15 protein-coding genes, 1 tRNA gene, 1 pseudogene and 1 riboswitch are annotated in these 17,604 nt (G+C 69.5%); of the genes and pseudogenes, 7 read left to right on the top strand and 10 right to left on the bottom strand.

The window, feature by feature from the left end:
* Positions 1-176 precede the first annotated feature (176 nt).
* The gene (locus tag ACUYM2_RS03840) at positions 177-956 is read right to left on the bottom strand and encodes a DUF998 domain-containing protein (RefSeq protein WP_481598868.1); all 780 of its coding nucleotides are present in this window, start codon (positions 954-956) and stop codon (positions 177-179) included.
* Between the two features lie 85 nt (positions 957-1,041).
* On the opposite strand from ACUYM2_RS03840, the gene ACUYM2_RS03835 reads away from it, so the two are divergent.
* The 3 genes and pseudogenes from ACUYM2_RS03835 (at position 1,042) to ACUYM2_RS03825 (ending at position 2,054) form a co-directional block, all read left to right on the top strand.
* Positions 1,042-1,114, top strand: a tRNA-Arg gene (locus ACUYM2_RS03835).
* Position 1,115: 1 nt separating this feature from the next.
* Positions 1,116-1,577, top strand: a pseudogene (locus ACUYM2_RS03830) (DUF6314 family protein); the annotation flags it as partial.
* A gap of 18 nt (positions 1,578-1,595) precedes the next feature.
* Positions 1,596-2,054: an NUDIX hydrolase gene (locus ACUYM2_RS03825; RefSeq protein WP_481601394.1), complete on the top strand. Its 459-nt coding sequence runs from the start codon at positions 1,596-1,598 to the stop codon at positions 2,052-2,054.
* Here ACUYM2_RS03825 and ACUYM2_RS03820 read toward each other — a convergent pair.
* Both ACUYM2_RS03820 and ACUYM2_RS03815 read right to left on the bottom strand, forming a co-directional pair.
* On the bottom strand, positions 2,051-3,964 hold the full coding sequence (locus ACUYM2_RS03820; protein WP_481598867.1) for an ABC transporter ATP-binding protein: 1,914 nt from the start codon (positions 3,962-3,964) through the stop codon (positions 2,051-2,053). The two genes, ACUYM2_RS03825 and ACUYM2_RS03820, sit on opposite strands and share 4 nt — an antisense overlap.
* Positions 3,961-5,631 carry an ABC-F family ATP-binding cassette domain-containing protein gene (locus ACUYM2_RS03815; protein ID WP_481598866.1) on the bottom strand — a complete coding sequence of 557 codons (1,671 nt, stop codon included), beginning with the start codon at positions 5,629-5,631 and terminating at the stop codon, positions 3,961-3,963. Before ACUYM2_RS03815 ends, ACUYM2_RS03820 begins: the two co-directional genes overlap by 4 nt.
* A 232-nt stretch (positions 5,632-5,863) precedes the next feature.
* On the opposite strand from ACUYM2_RS03815, the gene ACUYM2_RS03810 reads away from it, so the two are divergent.
* The 4 genes from ACUYM2_RS03810 to ACUYM2_RS03795 are packed head-to-tail and all read left to right on the top strand — an operon-like array spanning position 5,864 to position 8,781.
* Positions 5,864-6,592, top strand: a complete 729-nt coding sequence (locus tag ACUYM2_RS03810; protein ID WP_481598865.1) for a hypothetical protein — start codon at positions 5,864-5,866, stop codon at positions 6,590-6,592.
* The gene (locus ACUYM2_RS03805; RefSeq protein WP_481598864.1) at positions 6,589-7,329 is read left to right on the top strand and encodes a hypothetical protein; all 741 of its coding nucleotides are present in this window, start codon (positions 6,589-6,591) and stop codon (positions 7,327-7,329) included. Before ACUYM2_RS03810 ends, ACUYM2_RS03805 begins: the two co-directional genes overlap by 4 nt.
* The gene (locus ACUYM2_RS03800) at positions 7,326-8,069 is read left to right on the top strand and encodes a hypothetical protein (RefSeq protein ID WP_481598863.1); all 744 of its coding nucleotides are present in this window, start codon (positions 7,326-7,328) and stop codon (positions 8,067-8,069) included. The genes ACUYM2_RS03805 and ACUYM2_RS03800 overlap by 4 nt, the downstream gene beginning before the upstream one ends.
* Positions 8,062-8,781, top strand: coding sequence for a hypothetical protein (locus ACUYM2_RS03795; RefSeq protein ID WP_481598862.1), 720 nt, complete (start codon positions 8,062-8,064; stop codon positions 8,779-8,781). The genes ACUYM2_RS03800 and ACUYM2_RS03795 overlap by 8 nt, the downstream gene beginning before the upstream one ends.
* Before the next feature lie 196 nt (positions 8,782-8,977).
* Here the strand turns inward: ACUYM2_RS03795 and ACUYM2_RS03790 are convergent, their stop codons facing one another.
* The 7 genes from ACUYM2_RS03790 to ACUYM2_RS03760 form a co-directional block, all read right to left on the bottom strand.
* Positions 8,978-12,004 (bottom strand): alpha-mannosidase, encoded by a 3,027-nt coding sequence (locus ACUYM2_RS03790; protein WP_481598861.1) that lies wholly within the window; start codon positions 12,002-12,004, stop codon positions 8,978-8,980.
* A gap of 121 nt (positions 12,005-12,125) precedes the next feature.
* The gene (gene fdhD, locus ACUYM2_RS03785) at positions 12,126-12,995 is read right to left on the bottom strand and encodes a formate dehydrogenase accessory sulfurtransferase FdhD (RefSeq protein ID WP_481598860.1); all 870 of its coding nucleotides are present in this window, start codon (positions 12,993-12,995) and stop codon (positions 12,126-12,128) included.
* A gap of 84 nt (positions 12,996-13,079) precedes the next feature.
* Positions 13,080-14,600 carry a molybdopterin molybdotransferase MoeA gene (locus ACUYM2_RS03780; protein WP_481598859.1) on the bottom strand — a complete coding sequence of 507 codons (1,521 nt, stop codon included), beginning with the start codon at positions 14,598-14,600 and terminating at the stop codon, positions 13,080-13,082.
* Entirely contained in the window at positions 14,597-14,884 is a 288-nt protein-coding gene (locus ACUYM2_RS03775) for a DUF6457 domain-containing protein (RefSeq protein ID WP_349627252.1), read from the bottom strand. The genes ACUYM2_RS03780 and ACUYM2_RS03775 overlap by 4 nt, the downstream gene beginning before the upstream one ends.
* Positions 14,868-15,593: a molybdenum cofactor guanylyltransferase gene (gene mobA / locus ACUYM2_RS03770; RefSeq protein WP_481598858.1), complete on the bottom strand. Its 726-nt coding sequence runs from the start codon at positions 15,591-15,593 to the stop codon at positions 14,868-14,870. Before mobA ends, ACUYM2_RS03775 begins: the two co-directional genes overlap by 17 nt.
* Before the next feature lie 53 nt (positions 15,594-15,646).
* Positions 15,647-16,147 carry an HNH endonuclease gene (locus ACUYM2_RS03765; protein ID WP_479778858.1) on the bottom strand — a complete coding sequence of 167 codons (501 nt, stop codon included), beginning with the start codon at positions 16,145-16,147 and terminating at the stop codon, positions 15,647-15,649.
* A gap of 232 nt (positions 16,148-16,379) precedes the next feature.
* The gene (locus ACUYM2_RS03760) at positions 16,380-17,153 is read right to left on the bottom strand and encodes an NlpC/P60 family protein (RefSeq protein ID WP_481598857.1); all 774 of its coding nucleotides are present in this window, start codon (positions 17,151-17,153) and stop codon (positions 16,380-16,382) included.
* A gap of 264 nt (positions 17,154-17,417) precedes the next feature.
* Positions 17,418-17,576, bottom strand: a riboswitch (cyclic di-AMP (ydaO/yuaA leader).
* Positions 17,577-17,604: the final 28 nt, after the last annotated feature.

Here is a 17,604-nt window from a genome sequence, read left to right as displayed (position 1 = left end):
ATGCCCCCATAATAGTGCAACCACCGCCCGGATGAGACATAAGACACCCTGCGACACAGATTGGCCCAACGCGTCGAAGACCAGGAGTCCAGGGCAGGTCCGAAAATGAAGCGCGAGGTGTTCAAGCGGGCTTGATACGTGCCCGGTCCGCCGGTCGGGTGCCCGCTTCCGCCCCGTCAGCGGGGAGAACTCCCCTGCATGCGCGCCAGCTTCCGCGTGACCAGTTCCTGCCGGACGCGCTGCGCGACCACCAGCCCCAGCGCCGCCGTGCCAACGGTGATGGGGTATCCCATCAGCCGCTCCAGGGTGCCGGGTTCGGGCACCCGCATGCCCGTCGCCCCGCCGGTGGCGAGTGCGGCCAGCGAGACCGCACCGCAGGCAAAGATGAACCAGCCCAGCGGCGTCTGTTTTCGCCACAGCCAGCCGACCAACAGCAGGGCCACGCCGCCGGCGGCGAAGTACATCAGCGCCCCGGCCAGATGCCAGCCGGAACCGGCGTCTTCGGGCACCAGCCCCACGATCACGGTCCCGGCGCCGGCGGCCACGCTGAGCAACCGGGCGGCAAAGGCGGCCGTCGACGGCGAGCGCCGTCCCGGGGCCACGGCGAGCCGTGCCCCGGCCCGCGCCGCTACACCGATCACGGCGGAGCTGAGCAGCAGCGCCCCGACCATCATGCCGATCCCCTGCACCACAAACGAGGCGTTCATCAGCAGGTGCGCCGGCGAACAGACATCGCGGCCCGAGAATTCGCCGCAGCGCAGGGCGCCAAGGTCACTGATGTAGCCGGCGCGCCGGCTGTACGGGTCCCGGCCCGCCCACGCCCCGATCACCGCCGCCTCGGCGACGAAATACTGCAGCACGCTCAGTTTCGCGAGCGCCCCGAGGTAGAACCGCGTGGCGGCCACGTCGGGGAGATAGATAAGTTCCCGGGAAACCGTCCGGGCTGAGGCTGTCATGCCAAGAGCGTAGTACGGGCGCTCACCTTGTATGCTTGTATCCGTGTCCGGACGGGCCGGCCGATCGCCACCCGCCTGCATGCCCGCCCTCGTAGCTCAGTGGATAGAGCACGGCTCTCCTAAAGCCGGTGTCGTTGGTTCGATTCCAATCGAGGGCACTTGAATTCCCATACGCCGGCCGCCGGCGAAGACAATGAACGGCACTTCGAACTGCGCTCCTACCTGCTGGGCAGCTGGACGGTGGCCCGCACCCTGCTGGACCGGGCCACCGGCAGCCGCGGCACCTTCACCGGCGTCGTCCGCTTCACGGAAACCGACGACGGCGGCCTCCGCTTCCGCGAAGAGGGCACCGTGCACTGGAATCCTCCCGGCGCCGCACCCTTTACCGGGCCGGCGAGCCGCGAGTACCTCCTGAAGCCCTCGGCCACACCGGAGACGATGGACATGTACTTCCCGGACGGCCGGCCATTCCACCGCATCGGCTTCGGCGGCCACGACAGCCGCGATACGCACTGGTGCGATCCGGACACCTACCGGGTCGACTACACCAAACTCGGGCCGGCCGAGTTCCGCTACGGCTGGGATGTCACCGGTCCGGCCAAGGACCTGCTGCTCGAATCCGTGCTCACCAGGACAGGTGTGAACCCCCGCATTGTCGTCTCCGCCGTCTGCGTCTTTGATGCCGCCGGCCGCCTGCTGACCGTCCGCAAACGCGGCACGGACAAGTTCATGCATCCCGGCGGCAAGCCCGAAGCCGGCGAAACCGCGGCGCAGGCTGCCTCACGCGAACTTGAAGAGGAAGTTGGCATCGTGGTCGCAGCCGAGGACCTGGAACCCTTAGGCAGCTGGCTGGCCGAGGCCGCCAACGAGGCCGCGACGCAGATCGAGGCCACGGTCTTTACCGCGCCCACTTTGACTAATGCAGCAGGCAGCTGGACCGCGCACCCCTCGGCGGAGATCGCCGAAATCCGCTGGCTGGATCTGGCCGGCCCGCTGCCCGAGGACCTGGCGCCCCTGCTTACGGAGCACGTGCTGCCCGTCCTCGCCGCGCAGGCCGACCGGCGGACCATAAGCCGGCGCGCCCCAAACCGGGGCTAAAGCTCCGGCACCGCCTCCGCGGCCACCGCGGTGGCCTCGGCGAACTGGGTCCGGTACAGCTCCGCGTAGCGCCCCTCGGCGGCGAGCAGTTCGTTGTGCGTCCCGCGCTCCACGATCACACCGTCCTCGACCACCAGGATGGCGTCGGCGGCGCGGATCGTGGAAAGCCGGTGCGCGATCACAACGGCGGTCCGGCCCTCCAGCGCCGCGCCCAGCGCTTCCTGCACCGCGGCCTCGTTCGTCGAGTCCAGCGCGGCCGTGGCCTCGTCCAGGATCACGACCCTCGGCTGGGCGATGAGCAGCCGGGCGATGGTGAGCCGCTGCCGTTCGCCTCCCGAGAGCCGGTAGCCGCGCTCCCCCACCACGGTGTCCAGACCGTCCGGCAGCGAGCGGATCATGTCCTCGAGCCGGGCCTGGCGCAGTACGTCCCACATCAGCTCCTCGCTGGCGCCCGGGCGGGCCAGGCGCAGGTTGGAGGCGATGCTCTCGTGGAACAGGTGCCCGTCCTGGGTGACCATGCCCAGGGTTTCGCGCATCGAATCGAAGGTGAGGTCGCGGACGTCCACGCCGGCGCCGGACCCCGCACCGCCGAAGCGGACGGCGCCCGAATCGACGTCGTACAGCCGCGAAAGCAACTGGGCGATGGTGGACTTGCCGGCTCCCGAGGAACCCACCAGGGCCACGGTCTGGCCTGGTTCCACCCGGAAACTGATGCCGTGCAGCACTTCCTCGCCGCCGCGGGTATCCAGCGTGGAGACGTCCTCGAGGGAGGCCAGCGAGACCTTGTCCGCGGACGGGTAGGAGAAGCGGACGTCGTCGAACTCCACCGACAGCGGGCCGCGCGGCGATTCCACCGCGTCCGGCTTCTGCTGGATGAGCGGCTTGAGGTCCAGGATCTCGAAGACCCGCTCGAAGCTGACCAGGGCGCTCATGATTTCCACCCGGGCGTTGGAGAGCGCGGTGAGCGGCGCGTAGAGGCGGGTGAGCAGCAGCGCCAGCACGACGACGTCGCCGGCGGCGAGCTGCCCGCCCAGGGCCAGCCAGCCGCCCAGGCCGTACACCAGTGCCAGAGCCAGGGCCGAAACCAGGGTCAGTGCCGTAACGAAGGTGAACTGGAGCATGGCGGTGCGGACGCCGATGTCCCGGACGCGGCCGGCGCGGAGCGCGAACTCGCGGGATTCTTCGTCCGGCCGGCCGAAGAGCTTCACCAGGGTGGCGCCGGGGGCGGAGAAGCGTTCCGTCATCTGGGTGCCCATGGCGGCGTTGTGCTCGGCGGCCTCGCGGCGCAGCTCGGCCAGCTTGGAGCCCATCCGGCGGGCCGGGATGAGGAAGATCGGCAGCAGGATCATGGCCAGCACGGTCACCAGCCACGACTTGTTCAGCATGACCACGAGCGTGAGCGCCAGCGCCACCACGTTGCTGACGACGCCGGAAAGCGTGCCGGCGAAGGCCGACTGCGCGCCGATCACGTCATTGTTGAGCCGGCTGACCAGCGCCCCTGTCCGGGTCCGGGTGAAGAACGCGATGGGCATCTTCTGCACGTGGTCGAAGACCTTGGTGCGCAGGTCCACGATCACGCCCTCGCCGATGGTCGAGGACAGCCAGCGCGTCACCAGCCCGATGCCGGCCTCGGCGACCGCCACGATCGCGATCAGCACGGCGAGCCAGATCACCGTTCCGGCGTCCGCCTTCGCGATGATCGCGTCCACCACCTGGCCGGCGAGCACCGGCGTGGCGACCGCGAGGACGGCCATCACGATGGACAGCAGCACGAAGGCGATCAGCCGGCTGCGGTGCGGCCGGGCGAAGCCGAACACACGCTTGAGCAGCTCCTTGGAGAACGGCTTGGAGCCGGAGGAGGCTCGGGTGATGTTGTACAGGGAGCTCCAGGCCACCCGGTCCATGCTCATGAGTTGGTACCTTTCGGGGCGCTCGCGCCCAACAGTTCAGTGACGACGCCGTCGACGACGTTCCAGCGCACGTCCAGGCGCACGTTTTCCAGCAGGCGGCGGTCGTGCGTGACGAGCAGCAGGGCGCCGTCGTAGCTGTCGAGGGCCTCCTCGAGCTGTTCGATCGCGGGGAGGTCCAGGTGGTTGGTCGGCTCGTCGAGGACCAGCAGGTTCACGCCGCGGGCCTGCAGCAGCGCCAGCGCGGCCCGGGTCCGTTCGCCGGGCGAGAGCGAATCAACGGGCCGGGACGTGTGGTCGGCCTTGAGGCCGAACTTGGCCAGCAGGGTCCGGACCTCCGCGGGGGTCCGGTCCGTCAGCACGGCTTCGACGGCGTCGGCAAGTTTGAGGTGTCCGGCCAGCAGCCCGCGGGCCTGGTCGATTTCCCCGACCGCCACGGAGGCGCCCATCGAGGCGTCGCCGGCGTCGGGCCGCTGCACGCCCAGCAACAGGCGCAGCAGGGTGGACTTGCCCGCGCCGTTGGGGCCGGTGATGCCGATCCGCTCGCCGGCGTTGAGCTGCAGGTTGACCGGCCCCAGCGTGAAGTCCCCCTGGCGCACGACGGCGTCCCGCAGCGTCGCGACGACGGCGCTGGAGCGCGGCGCCGCGCCGATGCTGAACTGCAGCTGCCATTCCTTCCGCGGTTCCTCGACTTCCTCCAGCCGGGCGATCCGGGATTCCATCTGCCGGACCTTCTGGCCCTGCTTCTCGGAGGACTCGGTGTTCGCTGCCCGCCGGATCTTGTCATTGTCCGGGCTCTTTTTCATCGCGTTGCGCACGCCCTGGGAGCTCCACTCCCGCTGGGTGCGGGCCCGGGAGACCAGGTCCGCCTTGGTGGAGGCAAACTCCTCGAAGCGTTCCCGGGCGTGCCGGCGGGCCACGGCGCGTTCCTCCAGATACGCCTCGTAGCCGCCGTCGTAGACCGCGACGGCGTTTTGGGCGAGGTCCAGCTCCACGACGGTGGTGACACAGCGGGCCAGGAATTCCCGGTCATGCGAGACCAGGACGACGCCGCCGCGCAGGCCCTGGACGAAGGCCTCCAGCTTGGCCAGCCCGTTGAGGTCCAGGTCGTTGGTGGGTTCGTCCAGCAGGACGATGTCGAAACGGCTCAGCAGCAGGGCCGCGAGCGCCACCCGGGCGGCCTGGCCGCCGGAGAGCCCGGTCATCGCGGCGTCGGGGCCGACCTCGAGGCCCAGGTCCGCCAGCACCGGCGGAATCCGCTCCTCCAGGTCCGCGGCGCCGGAGGCCATCCAGCGGTCAAATGCCGCCGAGTACGCGTCCTCGGAGCCCGGGGCTCCGGTCCCCAGCGCCTCCGCGGTGGATTCCATGTCCGCCGTCGCCTGGCCGCAGCCGGTGCGCCGGGCAATGTAGCCGGCCACCGTTTCGCCGTCGATCCGTTCGTGTTCCTGCGGCAGCCAGCCGACGAAGGCGTCGGCCGGGGCAAGGCTGACCGTGCCCTCCTGCGGCTGGTCGACGCCGGCGAGCAGCCGCAGCAGCGTGGACTTGCCCGCCCCGTTGGCACCCACGACGCCGACGACGTCGCCGGGAGCGACAGTGAGGGAGAGTTTTGCAAAGAGTGTGCGGTGGTCGTGCCCACCGGAAAGGTCCTTGGCAACAAGGGTTGCAGTCATTAGTCCATTCTCTCACCGAGGCCCAAAACGGGCGGCCGCGACGGCGCCCTGCCGGGGCCGGAAACCCGCCCGAATCGGCGCAGATTCCGCCGGGCATAGAAGAACCCGCTGGTCCGGACTTGGGGGGTGTACGGACCAGCGGGTTCGAGCATCTAGCATAGTTGAAGAAGGCGAGCAGGTAAAATCGCTAGCCAGTCCCGCCCGCCGGCTCAACGACGCAGAAAGCCCCTAGATGCCCTTACCCGCCAAGGCGTTCCAGCACTGGCTGCACAGTGTCGCGCCGGCGATGAGCACCGCGGACATTTGCCGGATCTCCGGTGTGAAGCGCACCACCCTCGCGCAGCAACTGGTGCGCGGCAAGGTCGCCGAAACCACCGTGGTCAGCATCAGCCGGGCACTCGGCCTGAACCCCGCGCAGTCCCTCGCCACCTTCGACACCTATGCGGACCTGACCCGGCTGGCACAGCCTCCCACCACGGCGGAGCTCGTCAGCCAGGTCGCCACCATGGATCTGCTGCAGGCCGTCATCGCCCGTTCCGCCGCGGAGCGCGGGGCCGGGACGCCGCGTGCGCTCAGCCCCGCGCCGCACGCCACCTCGGTGCGGAACTGGGTGGATGCCATCGACGACGGCGAACTCCGCCACCGGGTTTCCGCCGCCACCGGCGTGGCCCCGCAGAACTACTCGGCCCAGTTGACGGCCAACCGGCTCTCGCCGGAACTCGCCGTGGCAACCTCGCGCGCCGCCGGCGTCGGCTTCTCCGGCGGCCTCGTGGCGACGGGGCTCATCACCGAAGCGGAAGCCGGCTGGTCCGCGGATGCCCGGCAATCGGCACTGGACACACTCTCCGACGGCGAGCTGGCCGCCCTGGCCGGGGAGCGGCTGCAAACACTCGGCAAGGCGCTCCGCCGCCAAGAGCAGGAGCAGGCGCAAACGGAAAAGATCTGGGAGAACCTCGGATGATCGTCACGGCCCTGCAATGGAGCACCTTCGCGGTCTGCACCCTGGTGGCAATCGCCCGGGTTCCCAGCGCGCTGCGCGGCGAAAACCGGCCGGTTTTCTACGTGCTGGTGCTCATGATGGCGGGGATCCTGCTGAGCATCGAAGAACCGTATGCGGCCATCGACAGCCTCCTGGGCGGCTTCAACATAGCGAACGTGGTGCTCCGTTTCGTTGGATTTGCCGCGGTCTTCTTCCTGGGCCTGCAGATCGCGAAAGGCTTCGGCGCCGAGGATGGCCGCCGCCTACTGACCGGTCCGGTGGGAATCGCCATGGCGGTGCTGTCCTCCGCCGTGGTCATCATCCTGTTCCTGATGATGGAGAGGACCGGGTCATCAGCCGGCCTGGTAGAGGTCGCGGCCAAGAGCAGCCGCAACCGCGTCCTGGTGGAGTATTACGGCGCCGCGGGCCGGCTGTATCCGGCCTTCGTCCTGCTGGCACTGCTTCCCGCGATGATCCGGACTGCCCGCAGCCGGCTGCCGCTGATAATCCGCGGCAGCGCCGTCGCCTTGGCGGTCGGGTCCGTCGCCATAACCCTGACGTTGGCGTTCCCGCTCATTCCGCCGGGACTGGCGCTCTGGCGGTTCGTCATCAATTACACCGGGATCCTCTTCCTCGTCCTCGGGCTCGTCCTGGTCTGGGTGGGGCGGCTGGCAGCACGGCGGCAGCCGAAGCCGGGGGCCGCAGGAGCACCCCAATGATCCAGGCCCTGCAGTGGTCCGCTCTGGTGATCTGCGGGGCCGTGACGCTGGCCCGCCTCCCCGACGCGGTCAGGGGCCGTAACCGCACGATCTTCGGCGCTTTCCTCCTCTCCGCCTGCGCCATCCTGCTGAGCACCGACGCCCCGTATCTGGCCGTTGATGCGTGGCTCGGCGGCACCAATTACGCGAACCTCATTCTGCGGTTCCTGGTGTACGGGGCGGTCATGCTCGCCGGCTACCGCACCGCCAAGGCCTTCGGCGATGGCAGCGGCACCCGGTGGATCGCCGGGCCGGCAGGGCTTGCAGTGCTGGCCGGCATCGCCGCGGTGACCACAGTGACTTTTCTGTTGGCCGACACTGCAGGCTCCGCCACCGGCCTTGCCGGGCTGCCCCTGCGCAGCGAGGCGAACGCCCAGCTGATCGGGGTGTACGCGACGGCCGGCAGGGTTTACCCCGCCTTCGTGGCCGCCTGCCTGCTGCCGGCCACCGTGCGCGCGGTGGGCGGACGGTTCCCGCGTGCGCTCCGGACCGGGGCGCTTCTCCTGTCGGCGGGGTATGCCGCCATGGTTGCCGGCGCACTGTATCCACTCGTGCCAGCAGGGCGGGCGTGGGGCCAGCAGATCATCAGTTTCACGGCCGTGCTCGGCGCAAGCCTCGGCCTGACGGTCATCTGGCTGGCCAGGCTGGCCGCCAACCGCAGCCAGGCAAGGACCGGGGGGCGGAGAGCCTCCAATGCTTGAATGGGGCACCCTGATCGTCTGCGGCGTGGCCCTGTTGCTTCGCGTGCCGGATGCCCTCCGCGGCCGCAACCGGGCCGTGTTCGGGATCCTGTTCCTTGCCACGCTATGCAGCCTGCTCAGCATCCCCGGACCCTACGCTGCGGTCGACCGCGCGCTGGGGGGCTGGAACCTCACCAACCTGGTCCTGCGCTTCATCGTCTTCGGGATGGTTTTCTTGGTGGGGGTGCGTCTGGCCAAGGGACTGGGGGCCGCCCCCGCCCGGGACGTGATCACCGGCCGCGCGGGACGCTGGGGACTGGCAGCTGCCTGCTTGGCGGTGACCGCGACGTTCCTGCTGATGGACACCCGGGTATCATCGGCGGGGCTGCAGGACCTGGCAGACAACGGCCGGAACGCCGTTCTTGCACCGCTCTACGCGGCAGCCGGCCGCAGCTATCCCGCGTTTGTTTCGCTCGTCCTGCTGCCCCCGCTGCTCGCTACCGTCGCAGCGGCGCTGCCAAGGCTGGTGCGGGCCGGAGCCGCCCTGACCCTCATGGGGGCGGTCGCGGCAGTCGCCAGTGTTCCGGCGTCGTTCGCGCCGGAGCCCTGGGACCCCGTGCGGCTGGTCGTCAACTATGCGGCGGTGCTGGGCTACGTCCTGGGGCTGCTGTTTTTCTGGTTTTCCGGACGAATCGCCCGGCCGCCGGATAACGCTCCTGCAACGTTACGTTAGGAAGTAATGGCAGGCATTCACAAAATCATTAGAGCATGAGAGAATCATAAATGTGTGAAAGCGACAGCCGGCTTCGTGAATGGGGATTCAGTCTTACGTAGCCTGGCGGGTCGTCCAAGCGCCATTGGGGGGATGAGTGGTAGCGGTCCGCAAGGACCGCTCCCACTCAGCCTGTTTAAGCCCTACTAGCTCGGTGTCAGCGCTGGAATCTGAGCGTCACCAGCTGGAACGGCCGCAGCGAGAGCATGGCAGTGCCCCCGGGACCGGCCCCCACGCCGGGCGCGTCCGCCGGCCGCTCCAGCAAGTCCACGGTCCGCACCCCCACGCAGCCAAAATTCGCCACCATCGTTCCGGACGTGCGTTCCCCGAGGGACTCGTAGAGCCGGACGACGATGTCGCCGGAGCCGTCCTCGGCGAGCTTGACCGCCTCGATCACGAGGCCGGGGTTGGACACAGTGAACAGCGGCTCCACGCCGCGGGCTCCCCTGACCACACGCGGGGCGAGGTTGGTCCGGTAGCCCTCCTCGACGGCGTCGGCGATGCTGGCGCCTGGCCGCACGGTCACCGTCAGTTCATGCAGGCCGCGGTCGGCGTCCGGGTCCGGGAACTTGGGCGACCGCAGCAGCGAGACCCGGACGGTGGTGGTGGTGCCCCCGTCGTGCCCGCGGACATTGCGGGTGACGTCGTGGCCGTAGCTGGCGGCGTTCGAGACCGCGACCCCGTAGCCGGGCTCCGCCACGTGGATCCACCGGTGCGCGCAGATCTCGAATTTGGCCGCCTCCCACGAGGTGTTCAGGTGGGTGGGCCGGAACACGTGGCCAAACTGCGTCTCCGAGGCGGAACGGTCGGCCCGGACGTCGAAGGCGAAGCCGAGCTTGAGCAGCTTCTCGCGCTCCTGCCAGTCCACCGTGGTGGAGATCGCCAGCGACGGCGCGCCGGGTTCCAGCCGAATCCGCTGTGTCACGGCGGAGGTTCCGGCCAGCCGCTCCACCACCACGACGGCGGCTCCGCCGTCGCGTTCCAGCGTCACGGAGCGGGCCGCGGTCAGCGGGGTGACGTTGCGGCGGTAGAACGCGTCGATGTCCCACGCGTCCCATTCGTTGGGGGTGTCCCGGTGCAGTTCGAGGAGGTTGCCGAACTCGCCCGGGGCGATCGCCTCGCGGGCGCTGGCGTAGTCGCGCAGCGAAACCAGGAGGCCGTCGGCGTTCACCACGGCGCGGATTATCCCGTTGTCCAGCACGTGGCCGCCCTCGGCGTCCGTCGACTCCACGGGTGCGTCCGCGCGGACCGGGCGCGCGGCGCCGAGGGCCGGCACTCCGTGGCGGGGATGCGGGGCGGCGTTGAGCAGGAGCTCCTGGTCGCCCTCTCCCAGCACGGCGGCCGCGGCGTCGGCGATGATCGCCTCCAGCTGGCGGGCCACGGCGTCGTAGTTCCGCTCGGCGTCCTGGTGCACCCAGGCGATCGAGCTGCCGGGCAGGATGTCGTGGAATTGCTGCAGCAGCACCAGCCGCCAGAGCCGTTTGAGCTCCGCCGCCGGGTAGGGTGCGCCGGACCGGACCGCCGCGGTGGCGCACCACAGTTCCGCTTCCCGGAGGAGGTGCTCGCTGCGCCGGTTGCCCCGCTTGGTGTTCGCCTGGCTGGTGTACGTGCCGCGGTGGAGTTCGAGGTACATCTCGCCCACCCAGACCGGCAGGGCCTCGTATTCCTCTTCCGCCCTGGCGAAGAAGTCCGCGGCAGCGCCCAGCCGCACCTTGGGGGACCCTTCCAGGTCCGCGGTGCGCCGGGCCGCCGCCAGCATTTCGCGGGTGGGTCCGCCGCCGCCGTCGCCGTAGCCGAACGGGAGCAGCGACATGGTGCCGCGGCCGTGGTCCCGGTAGTTGCGCTCGGCGTGCGCGAGCTCCCGGGCGCTGATTTCGGAGCTGTAGGTGTCCACCGGCGGGAAGTGCGTAAAGAGCCGGGTGCCGTCGATCCCTTCCCAGTTAAAGGTGTGGTGCGGCATCCGGTTGACCTGGTTCCAGGAGATCTTCTGGGTCAGGAACCAACGGCTGCCAGCAGCCTTGACGATCTGCGGCAACGCGGCGGAGTAACCAAAAGTATCCGGCAGCCAGGCTTCCTGGCATTCGACGCCGAACTCCGCCAGGAAGAAGCTTTTGCCCTCCAGGAACTGGCGCGCCATGGCTTCGCCGCCGGGCATGTTGCTGTCCGATTCAACCCACATGCCGCCGACGGGGACAAACTGGCCGGTCTTGACCTTTTCCCGGATGCGCGCAAACAGCTCGGGGTAGTACTCCTTGATCCAGGCCAGCTGCTGCGCGGAGGAGCAGGAGAACACAAATCCGGGATCCTCGTCCATCAGCGCCACGACGTTGGAGAACGTCCGCACGCACTTCCGGATGGTTTCCCGGACGGGCCACAGCCAGGCGGAGTCGATGTGCGCATGGCCGGTGGCGACGAGCTGGTGGGCGGAGGCGTAGGCGGGCCGGGCCAGGACTTCCGCGAGCGCCGCACGGCCCGCGGCCGCCGTCCCGGGCACATCGTCGGGATCCATGATGTCCAGCATCCGCTCCAGCGCGCGGAGGATCTCGTGCCGGCGCGGCAGCTCCATCGGCAGTTCATGCATCAGTCCGCTGAGCGTGCCGATGTCCTGGCTCAGTTCCCAGACGGCCTGGTTCAGCTCGGCGATGACGATCGGGCCCAGCCGGTACTGCGGCTCGGCGCCGGCGGTCGCCTTGTCCCCGTAGGGGGTGGCGGCGAAGGTCCAGCCCTGTGACAGGTCGGGATTCGCAGCGGCTTCGACATAGAAGTCCACTGCCATGCCGCTGCCCAGCAGCTTCAGCGGGATGTACTGGTTCCGCGGGGAGATCGCCTTGATGACCGTTCCGTCGGGCCGCCAGGCGGTGCCTTCGCACTGGAAGCCCGGAAGGTCGGCGCTGAAGCCCAGGTCCACCAGGATTTCCACGGCGGTGTCCGGGCTGCTCCCCCACGCAGCGGGGACGTCGCCCTGCAGGCGCAGCCACTTGGTGCTCCAGGGCTGGCCCCAGGCGGCCTCCTGCTCCTGGGGGGCATACTCCTGCCGGAGCGCCTCGGTCGCCGGGACGGGTTCGCCCGGGACGTCCCAGCTGCTCAGCGCGAGCGGCACGCGGCGCGGGTAGACGGCGGGGATGATGCGTTCGCGCAGAAAGCGGTCCAGCCGGACTTCCGTGAGACGGCGGTCGTCGTGCAATGTGATCCTCTTAGCGCTGGTGCGGGTGATGCGACGTCGTGTCCGAGCCTTGTGTCCAGTCGATGGATAAAATCTACTGGGCCCGCCGCGGTTTGGCCAACGGTTTAAGGCCGGCGCCGCCTCACCCGATGGCTGCCGGCGCGGCCACGCGTTCGTGGCCGGCGTAGACGTTCAAGGTGGTGCCCCGGCTGAACCCGGCGAGCGTCATCCCGCCGGCCTCGGCCAGCTCCACGGCCAGGCTTGAGGGCGCACTGACGGCGGCCAGCACCGGGATCCCGGCCAGCGACGCTTTTTGCACCAGCTCGAAGGACGCCCGGCCCGAGACCTGCAGGACGGTTCCGCTCAGGGGCAGCAGGCCTTCCCGCAGCGCCCAGCCCACCACCTTATCCACCGCGTTGTGCCGGCCCACGTCTTCGCGCAAGCAGAGCAGCTCAGCCGAGCCGTCGTCGGCGATCCGGAACAGCCCTGCCGCGTGGACGCCGCCGGTGACGTCGAAGACTGCCTGGGCTTCCCGCAGCCGGTCCGGCAACGAGGCCAGGGTTTCCACCGGCACGGTCAGCGGGTCCGCGGCCGGGCTGTAGTGCGAGGACTTGCGCACCGCGTCGATCGAGTCGGTGCCGCAGATTCCGCAGGAGCTGGAGGTGAAGAAGTTGCGGCCGGTGTCCGGCCGGACGACGTCGGGACGCAGCTGCGCCTCCACGACGTTGAACGTCTGGACACCGTCCTCGTCCTCGCCGGCACAGAAGCGCAGCGAGACGAGTTGCTCCGGCGACCAGATGACGCCCTCCGAGACGAGGAACCCGGCGACCAGGTCGAAATCGTTGCCCGGGGTCCGCATCGTGACGGAAAAGGACAGGCTGCCCAGCCGGATTTCGAGCGGCTCCTCGACCGCCAGCACGTCTTCCCGGTAGCGGACCGGGAATTCCTGCGCCTGCGGCGAGCCGTCCAGGACAAATTTGTGCACCTTGCGGCGCTGTGTCACGCGGCCCATCGGATACTCCTCATCAGTATTGCGTACGGGGTCGGCCGCCGGCGGCGGCACACCCTTTGATCCATCATGAACTCTGGCCGCGGGTCAGCCAAGCAGCCCGCTCCAGTCAACAGGTCCGTCGGCGGCCGGCTTCCGGGCGGGCCGTTTGGTGGGCGGCTTCGCGGCGGGCTTTGAGGCGGCCGGCTCCGGAAGGGCCGCGCTCCAGGGCAGCCCAAACGCCGGCACCGGTTCGCCCAGCTGGACGCCGTGCGGCGGGACCACCAGGACGCCGTCGGCTGCGGCCAGTCCGCGCATCATGCCCGGACCGGTATGTTGCGCCGGCGATGCCATGCCGTACAACATTCGGAACGGCATCAGCCGGGTCCGGCCGGGGTCCGCCTCGATCATGGTCCCGCAGGGCACCTCGGTCAGCGGTGGCGGCGGCCGGTGGCCGAGGGCGGCGAGCAGCGGGGCGCCGATGGTGGACAGTGCCATCATGGCGGCGAGCGGATTGCCGGGCAGCCCAATGACAAACCGTCCGTCCGGCAGCTCGGCCAGCACCGCGGGATGGCCCGGGCGCATGGCGATGCCGTCTATCAGCAGCCGGCCCCCCAGTTCCGCCACCGTGCGCCGGAGGTGGTCGGTGCCGGAGCGGCCCGTGCCGCCGGTGGTGATGACGACGTCGGCCGGCAGCGCCTCGCCGGGCGGCTCCGCGGCGCTGCCCGGATCCTGGCCCGCGCCGGTGTCGTCGGTGTCTTCGAGCGCGGCGAGCCATTCGGCGTCACTGTCCCCGATCTTCACCTCCCCCGCACAAATCCCGCCGAGCATTTCCACGACGGCGGCCAGCTGCGGCCCGAAGGTGTCCCGCACCTCCCCCGGAGCAGGGACACCGGCGCTGACGACTTCGGACCCGGTGAACACCAGCCGCACCACGGGTTTGCCAAGGACCGGCAGGGCGTCGTGGCCGGCGAGGGCGGCCAAAGCCAGGTGGGCAGGGTTGAGCACAGCGCCTGCCTTGATCAGCAGCTCGCCGTCGGCGGCCTCCTCCGCGGCCTTGCGGATATGTTCACCGTTGCGTGGTTCCCCGGGCTTGGCGCGTCCGCCCAGTTTAAGCACCGGCAGCCCGTCCTCGTCGGGGGCGATGACGCCGCTCTCGCTGCGGAGTACGGCCTTCGCGCCCGGCGGAATGAGCCCTCCGGTATTGACCGGGCTGGCCTGGTGCGGGGCCAGCCGCTGGCCCGGCTCGGCGAGGATCCAGGGGCCGCTGCCGTTGACGGCCCAGCCGTCCATGGCGGAGGAGGCGTAGTGGGGCATGTCATGCAGTGACGTCAAGTCCTCTGCCAGGGTCCGGCCCAGGGCGCGCCGGAGCGGAACGGGAGCAGCCGGGATCGGCGCGGCGCAGTCAAAGGCCAGCTGCCGGGCCTCCTGCCAACTGTGGGCGAGGTGATGGTGCGGGATCTCCACGGCGCGGGCCGCAGCGCCCTCGCCGCCGGCCGCAACGTCCTCGGCGCCGGCGTCGGGGCTGCCGTCGGGGCCGACTTCGGCCGGCTGGCCGGCACCCGCCCCTTCCGGGACGGAGTCATCCTTGCCAGCGCTGCTTTCGCCGTGAGGGGGCGCGGGCGTCATGCCCCGGAAGCCTCGGCGGCGGCGTACTCCTTGGCGAGTTTCCGGGCCACGCCCATGGCTGCCTGCATCGATACGCTGTCGGGAGCCTGGCCGGAACCGGATGCCAGGCCGGCCGCGAAACCTGCGATGAAGGTCGTCAGCGGCGCGGCGGGGCGCACGACCGAGTGCGCGGCCACACCGGCCAGTCCCAGTACTTCATTGATGTCGATCTCAACATCTTCGAGTTCAAGGGCCTGGAGCAGCGCGCGGCACCAGTCTTCAAGCGTTTCATCCTGGCTCTTCACCGTTTGCCTCCAAAGTCGAATTCGGCCGGAGCGCCCCGGACGTGCCCGGGCCCGGTCTGGCGGCCCCGAGTGCGGAAGCGTCATCCCAGGTGTCCACATCGTCCGTGGAACCGGGCGGAACCGGAATCGTCCGCAGCTCAAGACTAGCAAGGAGGGCGAAGACGGAGCCCCCCTCAAGGGTGTTCCGCCGGGCCGCGTCGGCGACCGCCCGTTGTAGCGCGGCCGTGCCATAAAGTCCAACGAGGGGTTGCGTGCGGCCGTCCGCGGAGACCGCCACCAGGCCGTCACCCGCTCCTGCCGGGGCTGCGCCGGGATTCCCGGACGCCGTGTCCAGCAATGCCGTCACGGCGCCGGCGACGCGGGGCATATCGCAGGCGAGCACCAGAGTCAGCGGCGCCGGACTTTCGGCAGCAGCTTCCCCGGGCCGGCCGGCGGAGCCTTGCGCGCCGGGGCCTTGCGCGGTGAGGGCGGTGAGGCCGGCGGCGATTGCTGCGGCCGGCCCTGCAAACGGCGGGTGCTCGCGGCAGCCAAGCACCCCCGGCGGAAGGTCTCCGGAATCCGGGCCGACGACGACTATCCGTCGGGCGTCCCGGGCAGCATGCAACGACCGCTCCAGCAGCGTGGCACCCTCGACCATCAGCCCGGCCTTGGGCACACCACCCAGCCGGGAGGACCGGCCCCCGGCGAGGATTACGGCGTCGAATTCCACCAGCCCAGCCTAGCCGCATCGGGCCGCGGGAGGGTGCCGTCAGCCGGAGAGGCTCAGTGCGCCTTTTCGGGGAGCAGGAACGGGTCCCAGGCCGGGGTTGGCTTCTCCAGTTCCTTGATCTGCCAGATGGTGCCCTTGGGGGGGCCGGGAACGAACCCGAGCTTCCAACCCATTTCGGCCGGGGTGTGGTCTCCCTTGGCGTTGTTGCAGCGCAGGCAGGCCGCGACAAGGTTTTCCCACGAGTCGGCGCCGCCCCGCGATTTGGGCTGGACATGGTCGATGGTGTGGGCGGCCTTGCCGCAGTAGGCGCAGCGGTGGCTGTCTCGGCGGAGCACTCCCCTGCGGCTGACGGCCGTCAAGGTGTTGTAGCGCGGCCTGATGTAGCGGTTCAGCAGGATCACCGACGGGCGGCCGAGGATGTCCTGTGGGCCCACCACGGGGTCGTCCCCTTCGGCCACCACACTGGCCTTTCCGGTCAATACAAGGACCAGCGCCCGGCGGAAGGTGACTACCGCCAGCGGTTCATATCCAGCATTCAGAACGAGAGTGCGCATCCGCATACCTCTTCACGGCCGCACCCGCCAGGGGCACTAGGGCCGGCTGCCCTGTGCATGGTCGGGCTATGGATCGACACCACAAGAGTAAACACCCAAGGCCCGGATTGCCGAATTTTTCTGCGCTTCGTCCCCCGCGCCGCGCCGCGGCGGCTGGTTTCTTAACGTGAAGGACCCCTGCCGCGGGGCAGGGGTCCTTCACGATGCTTCGGGCTAATGCCCGGACCGGGTCCTAGCCGCCGACGCGGATGAAGACCGGGCCGGAGCCGACGTTGACGCTGTACAGCGCGGTGGTTCCACCGTTCCAGCCGCCGTGGACGGCCATGCCGTTGCCGACGTAAACGGCGATGTGGGCCATGCCCATGCCGCCGTTCTGGTAGTAAGCGAGATCGCCCGGCTGTGCCTCGGCGGCACTCACGGTGCGGCCCAGGGACAGGTAACCTGCCGGCCAGCCGTGGTAGTTGACGCCGACGGCGGCCAGCGCGTTGGTGGCCAGCATGGTGCAGTCCTGCGAGACGCCGATCTGTGCGTAGGCAGCAGCGGCAATCGATGCGCCCATGCCGCTGACGGCGGCCGGAGCCTTCGTGGCCACGGAGGCGGTGGTCGCGCCGGTGGTCGCGGTGGAGCCCGCTTCCGTTGCGGTGGCGCCCGTGTTGGATTCCTGGACCTGGACGACGGGCTTGGGAGCCTCGACGAGGGGGCCCGGCGCGGTCTTGACCGCGGGCTTCTCGTAGGAGATCGCGATGGTGGAGGCCGCGGAGATCGTGGCCGGAGCGTTGGACTGAACTTCCATGGCGGAAGCGGAGGTCGATTCGCGCTGAACGTTGGTCTCGGCAGCGTTGGCTGCGATACCGCTGGTCAGAACCAGGCCGGAGGCTGCAGCGATAACCGCGGCCTGGCGACCCATACCACCGGCGTTGTCGCCGACGGCCTTAGCAATGACAGCCAGCGAGTTGGTCTTGGTGACCTCCGCGCGGTGGCGTGCAATGTTTGCACGAGTAGTCATTTAGTTCTCTCTTTCGTGATCCTAAGTGTCCGCGCTGCATGCAGGCGGGACTGAGGACGCTCCGGCATCTTGGGGGTACGCCGGATCGCCCCGAAACGGGTTTCTTAGCGAAGGGTGTACTGCGAAGACGCGCCAAAAGCGGGAACTGCGTTATGTGATCCAGTCCGGGCGCCGGCAAGGGCGACGCGGAGCATGGAGTTCAGCGGGCTCAACTGAGCCTCGCCAGCGCGGAAACGCGCAGCATTGTGGCGTGAAGACACGAAAGTAGCCTCTCCCAATGCCTACGAGGTGAGCTGTCGGATTCGGATGGGAGTCACCCGGCCGCGCCGCTTCCTGGGAAGCTTTGCGACTTAACCCCAAGGTCTTCTTGCGAAGACCAAAATTGGTTCCCCCGCCCCTGCCAGACGATGTCATGCGAACGGACCTTGAGCGGTGGCAGAGTTAGGCAATC

It is taken from the genome of Arthrobacter sp. SD1074B, from assembly GCF_056780195.1.
Note: the sequence above shows the minus strand (reverse complement) of the source record. Positions and strands in the feature narration are given on the sequence as shown.